This is a genomic window from Tenebrionibacter intestinalis, assembly GCF_016632365.1.
GTDB lineage: Bacteria > Pseudomonadota > Gammaproteobacteria > Enterobacterales > Enterobacteriaceae > Tenebrionibacter > Tenebrionibacter intestinalis.
Map to the genome: position 1 here is coordinate 1 of NZ_JAEPBH010000013.1, position 12394 is coordinate 12394.

The following is a 12394-nucleotide window of genomic DNA, read 5'->3' on the forward strand; positions in this document are numbered from 1 at the left end:
GTGGTGGCGCATTATAGGGACTATTCCCGTGCTGGCAAGCGTTAATTGAAAAAACTTTACCATTCGCTTACTTTTCAGGCATAACGCTTAATTTACTGGCTTTTTGGGCGTTAACCGCGCAATTTCATGAGCGAAAACCGATACGTCTTTCCAGTCTGTATAAACAACTTCTTTACTTGTATCCGTCTCTCCGCCCGTCATTTTCATAATAAGGCGGATCATAAAACGGTCATACCATGTATAACGCGGATAGCGCAGCGCGCCTGCAAAAACAGAGCAAAAATCGGGGCGCCACGGGGAATCAAGCAAAAATTTACGCGTGTAGGCATTGGTCTGCGGTGAACGTTTCTGCGGTTTACGCGCCACAAGATTAACACTAAAAAACGCGCTCGCTCTGGCATTCAGCGCCACTGCATGCTTTTTCACAAAAGAAGCCAGCAAGGGATGAAAATGTCCGTACCGGATAGATGCGCCAATCACCACTTTATCGTAGCGCTGCCAGTCCAGGCGCTCGGTGTGATGGAGATCGAGCAGCGCCGTATCAATCCCGTTTTCCTGCAATTCTCTTGCAATGAAGGCCGCAATCTCCCGGGTTTGCCCATCCCGGGTTGAGAACAATATCAGGGTTTCCACATTCCTCTCCCTTTATTCGCGCCAGAAAGTTGGCGTAAACAGCACCAGCAGTGTGAACACCTCCAGCCGGCCAAACAGCATATTGGCAACCAGAATCCACTTCGCTATCGGGTTCATGCTGGCAAAGTTATCGGCTACCACGCCAAGACCCGGCCCAAGGTTGTTAAGCGTCGCCGCCACGGCGGCAAACGCAGAAAAATCATCAACGCCGGTCGCGATAATGGCCAGCATGCTGACAATGAACACCAGCGCATAGGCAGAGAAGAAGCCCCATACGGCTTCAAGTATGCGCTCAGGCAATGCGCGATTACCGAGTTTAATACTGTAAACAGCGTTTGGGTGAACCAGACGCTTAAGCTCCCGGTTTCCCTGCTTACACAACAACAGAATCCGAATGACTTTCAAGCCGCCGCCGGTTGAACCGGCACAGCCGCCAATAAAAGCAGAACAAAGCAATAATACCGGCAGGAATAGCGGCCAGCGGGCAATGCTGTCGGTCGTAAAGCCCGCGGTAGTGGCCATTGAGACAACCTGAAAAAACGCCTGATTCAGCGTTTGCGCCACAGATCCATAAACTTGATGAAACCAGAGTACCAGCATACAGATTACGACCAGCGAAAACTGCACCCCGATAAACATACGAAACTCCGGATCGCGCCAGTAAACACGAAGGTTACGCCCACTGAGCAAAGCAAAGTGCAGGCCGTAGTTACAGCCGGAAATCAGTAAAAATACGGCGATAATATTATTAATGGCAGGGCTGTCGAAGTATCCCACGCTGGCATCATGGGTAGAGAACCCACCGATAGCGATTGTGGAAAAACTGTGCCCAATAGCGTCAAAAGCGGGCATACCGGCGAACCACAGCGCCAGCGCGCAAGCCACCGTAAGCAGGACATAAATCAGCCACAATGTTTTCGCTGTCTCAGCGATACGTGGCCGCATTTTATTATCCTTGAGCGGACCGGGCATTTCGGCACGATAAAGCTGCAACCCGCCCACGCCAAGGATAGGGAGTATTGCCACCGCCAGCACAATGATTCCCATCCCCCCAAACCACTGCAGCATCTGGCGGTAAAATAAAATAGCATGGGGTAAGGAGTCCAGCCCGACAAGCGTTGTCGCTCCCGTCGTGGTCAATCCGGAAAAAGACTCAAAAAAGGCATCGGTAACCGAAAGATTTGGCCGCTCAGAGAAGATAAACGGCAGCGCGCCTACGCTGCCCAGCACCGTCCAGAACAGCGCAACAATCAGAAATCCTTCACGCGGTTTTAATTCATTTTTTTGATTCCGGTTCGGCCACCAGAGTATCAGACCGATAACAACGGCCACAAAAAACGTTTGAGTAAACGCGCGCCCTGCGCCATCGCGATAGATAAGCGCCACCAGCCCGGGAATAAACATCGTACCGGAAAAAAGGATAACCAACAGGCCCACAATTCGGGTTATGGCGCGAAAATGCATCTCAGCCGCTTCCTTTGAAGTCGAAAAATGTGAGGGAGGGATTATTATTCAACGGGCGATAAATACAATACGCCCCGACTCATATCCGCAAGCCGCGCTGAAAAATCCGCCGTCTGGTTGCGCGGCATCGCGACACGCAGGACGACCTCTACGCCAAAATGACTTCGCACAATCAGCCCCTCAAACTGTTTGAGCAACGCTTCAATGCCGGCCAGTAACGCATAATCACAGCGCAGGGTATATTCCGTCAGCGGCACTTTACGGCAGGTCGTCAACTGGCCTATCGCCTGCTGTACGCCGCCGCCGTATGCTTTAACCAGGCCGCCCGTACCCAGCCTGATACCGCCGTAATAGCGTACCACCACTGCGGTGATTTCTCCCACGCCGCTGCCCATCAGTTGCGCCAGTATCGGTTTTCCGGCGGTGCCGGCAGGCTCGCCATCGTCAGAAAACCCCAGTTTCTGAGAATCATCCGGCGCACCCGCCACCCACGCCCAGCAATGATGACGTGCGTCAGGATGATTAGCGCGCGCCCGGTCAACAAAGGCCTTCGCCGCTTCCAGGCCGTCGGTATGCGCCAATAGCGTAATAAAACGGCTTTTCTTGATTTCTTCCGTTACGCTTACCGGCGCCGCCGGTATCAGCCAACTATCCATCAGTCCAGCTTCAAATCCCGCGTCATATTTTCAACGCCGTTTTCATGAATAATAACGTTATCTTCTATGCGAATACCGCCGTATGGTTTCAGGGCATCGATCTTTCGCCAGTTGAAGTGCTTGCTATACTGGCCCTCACGCCACGGCCTAAGCAACGATTCGATAAAATAGATGCCAGGCTCAATTGTTAACACCATACCGGGCGCCAGTACGCGAGTGCAGCGCAGATAGGGATATTTCGCCGGAGCAGCCAGGTGGGCGCCGCTGTCATCCTGCATAAAACCGGCTACATCATGCACCTGCAACCCCAGCGGGTGCCCAATGCCGTGCGGCATAAACGGCCCTGTAATATTCGTTTCCACCAGGGCCTCTTCGCTCATACCAGAAACTATATCGTGGCGCAGCAGCAGCTTTGCGATACGCTGATGAAACTGCTCATGATACTCGGTATAGCGCACGCCAGCCTTCATCGTCGCGATGAGGGCCTGCTGCTCATCATTAACGTCTTTAATCAGCTTTGCAAAACCACTGTCGCCCTGCGCCGCCCAGGTGCGGGTCAAATCGGCGGCATAACCATTGTATTGCGCGCCAGCATCCAGCAGGAAACTGCGCATCTCAGCCGGCGCTTTGTGATCGAGGCGGGTATAGTGCAGCACGGCCGCATGTTCATTGAGCGCGACAATATTACTGTAAGGCACGTCGGTATCACGGTGGCCGGTTGCGGTCAAATAGGCCTGATTAATATCGAATTCACTCATGCCGGACAAAAACGCCTCATGCGCAGCGCGGTGGCCTGCCACCGCCGTTTTCTGCGCCTCGCGCATACAGCTCAGCTCATAATGGGTTTTATAAGCGCGATAATAGTGCAGATAATCAATCACGCCCTGCGGGTTAATATTTTTCGCAGAAATCCCAAGCTGTAGCGCGCGTTCAGGCACCGGGCCAATATAGGCGATATTGCCGCGCGAGGCAGGCAGCAAGCTGCCGATGCCGTCCGCTTTTGGCAACGCCGCCAGTTCAACGTCATCTGTCCAGAAACTTTTCGGCAGCGGTTCTACGTTGTGCCAGTAATCAACCGGCAGGTAAAACCACAGTTTCGGTTTGCTTACGCCATCTACCAGCAGCCAGCAGTTGGGTACCTGTGTAACCGGCACCCAGGCTTTGAATTGCGGGTTCACGTTGAAAGGATAAGGATGGTCGTCAAGAAAAACATTAAACAGCTCACCTGAATGAATCAGTAGTGCGTCAAGGTTAAAGCGCGCAAGCACGTTGCGAGTCCGTTCCTGTAGCGTTGCCAGATGTGCTTTGTACTGTTCAGTCAACGAATCCATAATCCACCCTTCTGTTTTTACCTGTAAGCTCCCCGCATCTTAGCACAGCCAACGTGGCGCAGAGTGATTTCAACTATACGTGATCGCCACTACAAATAATCAAACTTAAATTTGCATTTTTTTAACAAAAAAACCACACTCCGTTTCATCTGGTAAGACCAGATCTCATTGCTGGTTTCAGGAGACTGACATGCTCTATCAAGGCGAAACGCTGCACCTCAACTGGCTGGAAGACGGCATTGCCGAACTGGTCTTCGATGCTCCCGGCTCGGTAAACAAGCTCGATACCGCTACCATCGCAAGCCTGTCTCAGGCGCTTGATGTACTTGAAAATCAAACCGGTCTGCGCGGCCTGTTGCTGCGTTCTGCCAAAGCCGCGTTTATCGTCGGCGCAGATATCACCGAATTTCTCGGGCTGTTCCAGGCGCCTGCCGCTCAGTTTGCCGAGTGGTTACGCTTTGCCAACGGCGTTTTCTGCCGCCTGGAAGATCTGCCGGTACCCACGCTTTGCGCCATGAACGGCTATGCGCTGGGCGGCGGTTGTGAATGCGCGCTGGCTACAGACTACCGCATCGCTACTGCGGATGTCCGAATCGGCCTGCCGGAAACGAAACTCGGCATCATGCCGGGGTTTGGCGGTTGCGTGCGTCTGCCGCGGCTACTGGGCGCCGACAGCGCGCTGGAAATCATCGCCGCAGGTAAAAATATTAATGCCGCCGATGCGCTCAAGCGCGGCCTGGTGGATGCCGTAGTCACGCCCGAAAATATGTACGCCGCCGCGCTCGGCATGCTGCGCCAGGCTATCGCAGGCGATCTTGACTGGCAGACCAGGCGCGCGCCCAAATACCAACCGTTAACGCTAAGCAATATCGAGGCGGCCATGTGCTTCTCCACCGCCAAAGCAATGGTGATGCAAGTTGCAGGCAAGCACTACCCCGCGCCAATAACCGCAGTAAAAACTATAGAAGCCGCTGCGGGACTGGGGCGTGATGATGCGCTGGAGCTGGAGAATAAAAACTTTGTGCCTCTGGCGCGCTCTGATGAAGCGCGCGCGCTGGTAGGTATATTCCTTAACGATCAATATCTCAAAGGGCTGGCGAAAAAGTTAACCCATAATGTGGAACCACCACACCGGGCCGCCGTATTGGGCGCTGGCATTATGGGCGGCGGCATCGCTTATCAGTGCGCGTGGAAAGGCGTACCCGTGCTGATGAAAGATATCAGCGATAAGGCGCTGGCGCTCGGCATGCGCGAGGCCAGTAAGCTACTTAACAGGCAGCTTGAACGCGGCAACATCGACGGCCTGAAGCTGGCGAATGTGATTACAACTATCCAACCAACGCTGGACTACAGCGGCTTTGAACATGTTGACGCGGTTGTGGAAGCCGTAGTGGAAAACCCGCAAGTGAAAAAGACGGCACTGGCCGAACTGGAAGGAAAAGTCAGGCCGGACACGATTATCGCCTCTAACACCTCAACGATTCCTGTCAGCGAGCTGGCAAGCGTACTGCAGCGCCCGGAAAACTTTTGCGGCATGCATTTCTTCAACCCAGTGCATCGCATGCCGTTGGTTGAAGTTGTTCGCGGTGAAAAAACCTCGCAGGCGACTATCGCCCGCGTTATTGCCTGGGCCAGCAAAATGGGCAAAACACCGGTCGTTGTTAACGACTGCCCCGGATTTTTTGTTAACCGCGTGCTGTTCCCTTACTTCGCCGGATTTAGTCAGCTTTTGCGTGATGGCGCAGATTTCCGCCAGATTGACGAGGTGATGGAGAAAAAATTCGGCTGGCCGATGGGGCCGGCGCAGTTGCTGGATGTCGTCGGCATTGATACAGCGCACCATGCGCAGGCGGTCATGGCAGCTGGTTTTCCGCAGCGTATGAATAAAAATTACCGCGACGTTATCGATGCAATGTTTGATGCCGGACGCTACGGCCAGAAAAACGCTAAGGGCTTCTGGCGCTATGAAGACGATAAAAAAGGCAAACCGCGCCGTGTGGAAGATGCGGATACCGACGCGCTGCTGGCCGGCATTTCACAGCCGCGCCGCCGCTTCAGCGATGAAGAGATTATTGCTCGGATGATGATTCCGATGGTTAACGAAGTGGTCCGCTGCCTTGAAGAGGGCATTATTGACAGCCCGGCAGAAGCAGATATGGCCCTGGTTTACGGTCTCGGTTTTCCACCTTTCCACGGCGGCGCTTTCCGCTGGCTGGATACCCTGGGCTGCGCGCGCTTTCTGGATATGGCCCAGCAGTATCGCCAGTTGGGCGCGCTCTATGACGTAACCGACGGACTACGCGACAAAGCGCAGCGCCACGATACATATTATCCCCCCGTCGCTCCGGCACAGCCGGTCAGCGCAGCGAAACAGGCCTGAGGAGCGAGCTATGGAAAAGGTTGTCATTGTTGATGCAATACGCACCCCGATGGGCCGTTCAAAAGAGGGCGCATTTCGTCACATGCGGGCGGAGGATCTCTCTGCTCATCTGATGCGCGGCCTGCTGGCGCGTAACCCAGCGCTGGATGCACATACGCTTGACGATATTTACTGGGGCTGTGTACAGCAAACGCTGGAGCAGGGTTTCAATATCGCGCGTAATGCGGCGCTGCTCGCCGACATTCCTGTTACCGTACCCGCCGTGACGGTAAATCGTCTGTGCGGTTCCTCTATGCAGGCGTTACACGATGCGGCGCGCGCCATCATGACCGGCGACGCGCAAATCTGCCTTGTGGGCGGCGTGGAGCATATGGGCCACGTGCCGATGCATCACGGCGTCGATTTTCATCCCGGGTTGGGACGAACTGTGGCAAAAGCAGCGGCCATGATGGGCCTGACGGCGGAAATGCTGGCGCGAATGCACAGCATCAGCCGTGAGATGCAGGACGCCTTCGCGGTACGTTCGCATCAGCGCGCATGGGCCGCTACGCAGGCCGGGCGTTTCAGAAATGAGATCCTGCCGACAACAGGCCACGATGCCGCTGGCGCACTGGCATCTTTTGCACGTGATGAAGTCATTCGCCCGGATACCAGCCAGCAAAGCCTTGCCTCACTGAAGCCCGCATTCGATCCCGTTAACGGTACCGTGACGGCTGGCACATCTTCCGCGCTTTCCGACGGCGCTGCCGCGCTGCTTGTCATGAGCGAATCCCGCGCAAATGCGCTGGGACTCACGCCAAAAGTAAGGATACGTTCAATGGCCGTGGTGGGCTGCGATCCGTCAACGATGGGTTACGGACCGGTACCCGCATCAAAAACGGCGTTAAAAAAGGCCGGTTTGAGCATAAATGATATCGACCTGTTTGAGATGAACGAAGCATTTGCCGCCCAGATTCTGCCGTGCATTAACGATCTGGGGCTTATGGATAAAATCGATGAGAAGGTAAACCTGAACGGCGGCGCAATTGCGCTTGGTCATCCGCTGGGCTGCTCGGGCGCGCGTATTACCACGACATTGATTCATCAGATGCTGCGCCAGGACGTGCAGTTTGGGCTTGCGACGATGTGTATCGGACTGGGCCAGGGGATTGCAACCGTCTTTGAGCGCGCCTGAAGCGCGCCGGTTATTCAGGCTGAAGTACCGTTTTTCCCGCCTCCCGGAGGCGGGCTTTTTACCGCTTCAGATAAATGAAAAAGCGTCACCGAACATACGGTCTTCACGCGCGTCGCGTTCTTCGCAGAATAGCTCGCGCGCAATTTTCGCCATTTCAAAACGCCCGGCAATATAGATATCGCACTCCGCCAGCGAACCGTAATCCTGCATCACAGCGCTGACTACTGTGCCAGTTCGCCCACGCCAGCCTTCTTCCGGCTGCTCCACTACAGCTTCAATACGCAGCCCCGGATGGACCAGAGATAGCGCTTCCAGTTCGCCCAGATCGTAGAGGTGCTTACTCTGACGCCCCCCCCAGTAAAGCGCAATTTGGCGCTGTGGGTTGCGCTCCAGCGCGCTGAGCAAAATAGAGCGTACATAAGAAAACCCGGTGCCGCCGGCAACCAGCACCAGAGGACGTTCTTCTTCCTCACGAAGCCAGGCGTCGCCGTGTGGGATATCGACTTCGATTTCCTGACACGCCAGTATGCGCTCCATCACCGCCATCGCGTACAAATTCAGTTCAGACGCACCGATATGCAGCTCGATAAACTGGTGCTCTGATGGCGTGGACGCCATTGAAAATGGGCGCTTATCGCGCTCGTCCATTACGACCATCAGATACTGACCTGCGCGAAAAGAGACGGCGCTTTCTGGCTTCAGGCGAACCCGATAGACAGTATCGGTAATCGCATCCACCGATGCCACTTTACAGCTTAAGATTGTCATGCGCTCCCTCTGTCAGATCGTCAAAATAGAACCCCGGAGCGAAGCGGCCTGCTCCGCAGCCGTTACTTAAAAATCGCCAGCTCATCCCAGAGCGCATCAACGCGCGCCGTTACCTGCGGATCTTTCCTGATAGGTTGGCCCCATTCACGGTTCGTTTCACCCGGCCACTTGTTGGTCGCATCCAGCCCCATCTTCGACCCCAGACCGGAAACCGGCGAAGCGAAATCCAGATAATCAATTGGCGTATTCTCAACCAATACCGTATCACGCGCCGGATCCATGCGCGTGGTCATTGCCCAGATTACGTCGTTCCAGTCACGTGCGTTGATGTCCTCATCGCACACAATCACAAATTTGGTGTACATAAACTGGCGCAAAAAAGACCATACGCCCATCATTACCCGCTTAGCGTGTCCCGCATACTGCTTTTTCATCGTAACGACGGCCAGACGGTATGAGCACCCTTCCGGCGGCAGGTAGAAATCAACAATTTCCGGGAACTGCTTTTGAAGAATAGGCACAAACACTTCATTGAGCGCCACGCCGAGCACCGCAGGCTCATCCGGCGGCCGCCCGGTGTAGGTAGAATGATAGATGGCGTCGTGACGGCGCGTAACGTGAGTGACGGTAAATACCGGGAAGCTATCCACTTCGTTATAGTAGCCTGTGTGGTCGCCATATGGCCCTTCCGGCGCCGTTTCACCCGGTTCAATGTAACCTTCGAGAATAATTTCCGCGCTGGCCGGCACTTCAAGATCGTTAGAAAGGCATTTCACGACCTCGCTCTTCGTACCACGCAGCAACCCGGCAAACGCATATTCCGATAGCGTATCCGGCACGGGCGTCACCGCGCCGAGAAGAGTCGCCGGATCGGCGCCCAGTGCGACAGAAACAGGGAAACGTTCGCCCGGATGGGCTGCACACCACTCCTGAAAATCCAGCGCGCCGCCGCGGTGAGACAGCCAGCGCATAATCAGCCGGTTCTTACCCAACAACTGCTGGCGATAGATCGCCAGATTTTGCCGCTCTTTTTGCGGCCCACGCGTCACCACCAGGCCCCACGTAATCAGCGGCGCAGCGTCCTGCGGCCAACATTGCATAATGGGAATTTGAGTCAGATCAACCTCGTCTCCCTGCTGAACCTGCTCCTGGCACGGCGCGCTGCGCAGCCGCTTCGTCGGCATATTCAACACTTGCTTATATTGCGGAAGCTTATCAAAAAGATCCCGAAACCCTTTAGGCGGTTCAGGCTCTTTCAGGAACGCCAGCAATTTACCTACCTCACGCAGCGCAGCGACGTCATCCTGCCCCATCCCCATCGCCACGCGTTTTGGCGTTCCAAATAAATTACACAGCACCGGCATATCGTAGCCAACCGGATTTTCAAAGAGCAGCGCCGGCCCCCCCGCGCGCAGCGTGCGGTCAGCAATTTCTGTCATTTCCAGATGAGGATCGACGGGCAACGTGATGCGCTTTAGTTCGCCCTGTTGCTCAAGCAGCGCAAGAAACTCGCGTAAATCATGATATTTCATATGTGATATAAGCCTTTGGTTGATCGCGCCATTATACGGCCTTCGGCGCGCGGGTGCTGTAATTTTGTTAAAGCGACGTAAAATCGCAGCGCCGCCGCGTCGCGCCTGTTCTGCCATAAGCCAATGCGCTCTATCGCTTCGCAGGGCGTTTTGTTATGCTTTCGCGCCTGATTCTTCGATAGTGGGCCACTATGCAAACCTGGTATTTGCTGTACTGCAAACGGGGCCAGTTGCTGCGTGCTAAAGAGCACCTGGAACGACAGTCCGTAAATTGCCTGACGCCGATGATCACGCTGGAGAAAATCGTGCGTGGAAAGCGTACAGCCGTTAGCGAACCTTTGTTTCCAAACTATCTGTTTGTCGAATTCGATCCTGAAGAAATTCATACTACTACGATCAATTCCACTCGCGGCGTCAGCCATTTTGTGCGTTTTGGCATGCACCCTGCGATCGTTCCTGATACGGTAATTTACGATCTTATACATTACCAGCCGCTGAGCGTCGACGATCCGCAAACCCCCTGGCCCGGCGATAGCGTGATGATTACAGAGGGAACATTTGAAGGATTTGAAGCCATCTTTACCGAACCAGACGGCGAAACACGCTCTGTATTGCTGCTAAATTTACTCAACCGCAAGGTTCTGCAATCCATTAAAAACACCGACTTTCGAAAGCTTTAGTCCCTTTTTCAAAAAACTACGCCGAACAGTCGCCGCACATTCTCATCAATGGTTTGTTCCAGCCACGCTTTATCCTCACCACGCCAGCCTGCCACTTGTGTCAAAATGTGCGCAAGAAACGCAGGCTCATTACGTCGCGAAACGGGTTTTGGTTTTATATCGCGCGCAAGCAGCCAGGGCGCATCCGTTTCCAGCATCAAACGTTGCGCCGGGATTGTCGGCAGCAGCGCGCGCAGCCCCAGGCCTCGCCGCTCGTCGCACACCCAGCCGGTAATTCCCAGAAACAGACCACGTTCCAGACATGCCCGCGCCTCTTCAGACGTACCGGTAAAACAGTGTAATACTGCGCCCGGCAGCTTATCCAGCCACGGATCGAGCAGCTTAATAAAATGAGAATGCGCTTCCCGACAGTGCAGGAAAACCGGCATCGATAGCTCAGCCGCCAGCGCCAATTGCGCGCTGAATGCGCGTTTCTGCGCCTGTGGCGTGGAATAATTGCGGTTGTAATCCAGCCCACATTCGCCAATCGCTACAACTCGCGGATGGGCTGCGAGCTGACGCAGCCGCTGCTCGCCTTCATCGCTCCAGCGGCTGGCATCATGCGGATGCACGCCCGCTGTACTCCAACAGGAGGGATAACGCAACGCCAGCGCCAGCGCCGCTTCGCTCTCCGCTACGCTTGTGCCGGTCAGCAGCATACCATTGACGCCCGCCTCCCTGGCGCGAAGCAAGACCGCATCGCGATCCTGATCAAACCGCGAACTGGTCAGGTTAACGCCAATATCGAACATATATTTTTCCTGTAAAAAACCGCCCCGTAGGGCGGTTCCAGCGTATTGACAAAGAAGGAAAAAACGGGGTTTTTCCTTCTTCGTGGTAAGCAGGCGAAAATCAATACATTGATTTTCCTTATTTTTTATTGTGTCCATCTATCCTGTTTGAGACAGGATGGGGTTTGTCAGCAGCCTCAAACCGCCCTGCGGGGCGGTTCTTAGTATTACTCTTTCGGCGCAACGGCGGTTTCTTTTTCCTCGTCTTCTTCCTGTACAGGCCGACGCTTGCCGGTATAAAAACGAGAAAAGAAAATACCGATTTCAAACAGGCAATACATCGGTATCGCCAGCAGCGTTTGCGAAAACACATCTGGCGGCGTCAACAGCATTCCAATAACAAACGCGCCGACTAAAATATAAGGACGTTTTTTCTTCAGGTCTTCCGGCGTGGTGACACCCAGCCAACACAGCAGTACGATAGCCACCGGCACCTCAAAAGAGACGCCAAAAGCCATGAACAGCGCCATGACGAAGTCAAGATAGTTAGCAATATCCGTCGAGACGACGACGCCTGCCGGCGCTGTTTTCGTCAGGAAGCCAAACGCCAGTGGAAAAACCACAAAGTAGGCAAACGCCATCCCGATATAAAACAACAGCGTGCTCGAAACCAGTAGCGGCACGACCAGACGACGTTCATGCTTATACAGCGCAGGCGCAATAAATGCCCAGACCTGATAAAGAATGACCGGTGCCGACAGGATAATTGACACCATAATAGTCAGCTTAATGGGCGTAAAAAACGGCGAAGCCACGTCGGTGGCGATCATCGTCGAGCCCTGAGGCAATTGCGCGATTAGCGGCGCGGCAACCAACTGATAAATATCATTAGCAAAGTAAACCAGCGCCAGGAAAATCACCAGTATTGCGATGATGCTGTTTAGCAGCCGCTTGCGCAGCTCAATGAGGTGAGTAATTAACGGTTGAGTATCTTCGACGGCCATGT

The 12394-nt window shown here is 54.4% G+C and carries 11 protein-coding genes; 3 read left to right on the plus strand and 8 right to left on the minus strand.

Annotated features, from left to right (window positions below):
• Nucleotides 1-87: 87 nt before the first annotated feature.
• Genes hemG through pepQ form a run of 4 tightly spaced genes read right to left on the minus strand, consistent with a single transcriptional unit; the run spans nt 88 to nt 4084 of the window.
• The gene (hemG, locus tag JJB97_RS06335; RefSeq protein WP_238713188.1) at nt 88-633 is read right to left on the minus strand and encodes a menaquinone-dependent protoporphyrinogen IX dehydrogenase; all 546 of its coding nucleotides are present in this window, start codon (nt 631-633) and stop codon (nt 88-90) included.
• Nucleotides 634-645: 12 nt separating this feature from the next.
• The gene (gene trkH / locus JJB97_RS06340; RefSeq protein ID WP_238713189.1) at nt 646-2097 is read right to left on the minus strand and encodes a Trk system potassium transporter TrkH; all 1452 of its coding nucleotides are present in this window, start codon (nt 2095-2097) and stop codon (nt 646-648) included.
• Between the two features lie 44 nt (nt 2098-2141).
• Nucleotides 2142-2753 carry an IMPACT family protein gene (locus JJB97_RS06345; RefSeq protein WP_238713190.1) on the minus strand — a complete coding sequence of 204 codons (612 nt, stop codon included), beginning with the start codon at nt 2751-2753 and terminating at the stop codon, nt 2142-2144.
• The gene (gene pepQ / locus JJB97_RS06350) at nt 2753-4084 is read right to left on the minus strand and encodes a Xaa-Pro dipeptidase (RefSeq protein ID WP_238713191.1); all 1332 of its coding nucleotides are present in this window, start codon (nt 4082-4084) and stop codon (nt 2753-2755) included. The genes JJB97_RS06345 and pepQ overlap by 1 nt, the downstream gene beginning before the upstream one ends.
• Before the next feature lie 190 nt (nt 4085-4274).
• Between pepQ and fadB the strand changes: the two genes are divergently transcribed.
• Both fadB and fadA read left to right on the plus strand, forming a co-directional pair.
• Nucleotides 4275-6464, plus strand: a complete 2190-nt coding sequence (fadB, locus tag JJB97_RS06355) for a fatty acid oxidation complex subunit alpha FadB (protein ID WP_238713192.1) — start codon at nt 4275-4277, stop codon at nt 6462-6464.
• A 10-nt stretch (nt 6465-6474) separates the two neighbouring features.
• On the plus strand, nt 6475-7638 hold the full coding sequence (gene fadA, locus JJB97_RS06360) for an acetyl-CoA C-acyltransferase FadA (RefSeq protein WP_238713193.1): 1164 nt from the start codon (nt 6475-6477) through the stop codon (nt 7636-7638).
• A gap of 66 nt (nt 7639-7704) precedes the next feature.
• On the opposite strand, the gene fre is transcribed toward fadA, so the two are convergent.
• Together fre and ubiD are read right to left on the minus strand one after the other, a co-directional pair.
• Nucleotides 7705-8406, minus strand: a complete 702-nt coding sequence (gene fre, locus JJB97_RS06365) for an NAD(P)H-flavin reductase (protein WP_238713194.1) — start codon at nt 8404-8406, stop codon at nt 7705-7707.
• A 62-nt stretch (nt 8407-8468) separates the two neighbouring features.
• The gene (gene ubiD / locus JJB97_RS06370; RefSeq protein ID WP_238713195.1) at nt 8469-9938 is read right to left on the minus strand and encodes a 4-hydroxy-3-polyprenylbenzoate decarboxylase; all 1470 of its coding nucleotides are present in this window, start codon (nt 9936-9938) and stop codon (nt 8469-8471) included.
• 191 nt (nt 9939-10129) lie between these two features.
• Between ubiD and rfaH the strand changes: the two genes are divergently transcribed.
• Nucleotides 10130-10618 carry a transcription/translation regulatory transformer protein RfaH gene (rfaH, locus tag JJB97_RS06375; protein ID WP_238713196.1) on the plus strand — a complete coding sequence of 163 codons (489 nt, stop codon included), beginning with the start codon at nt 10130-10132 and terminating at the stop codon, nt 10616-10618.
• Between the two features lie 8 nt (nt 10619-10626).
• Here rfaH and tatD read toward each other — a convergent pair whose 3' ends face one another.
• Complete coding sequence (gene tatD, locus JJB97_RS06380; RefSeq protein WP_238713197.1) at nt 10627-11409, minus strand: 3'-5' ssDNA/RNA exonuclease TatD; 783 nt, start codon at nt 11407-11409, stop codon at nt 10627-10629.
• A 206-nt stretch (nt 11410-11615) separates the two neighbouring features.
• Entirely contained in the window at nt 11616-12392 is a 777-nt protein-coding gene (gene tatC, locus JJB97_RS06385) for a Sec-independent protein translocase subunit TatC (protein WP_238713198.1), read from the minus strand.
• Between the last annotated feature and the right edge of the window lie 2 nt (nt 12393-12394).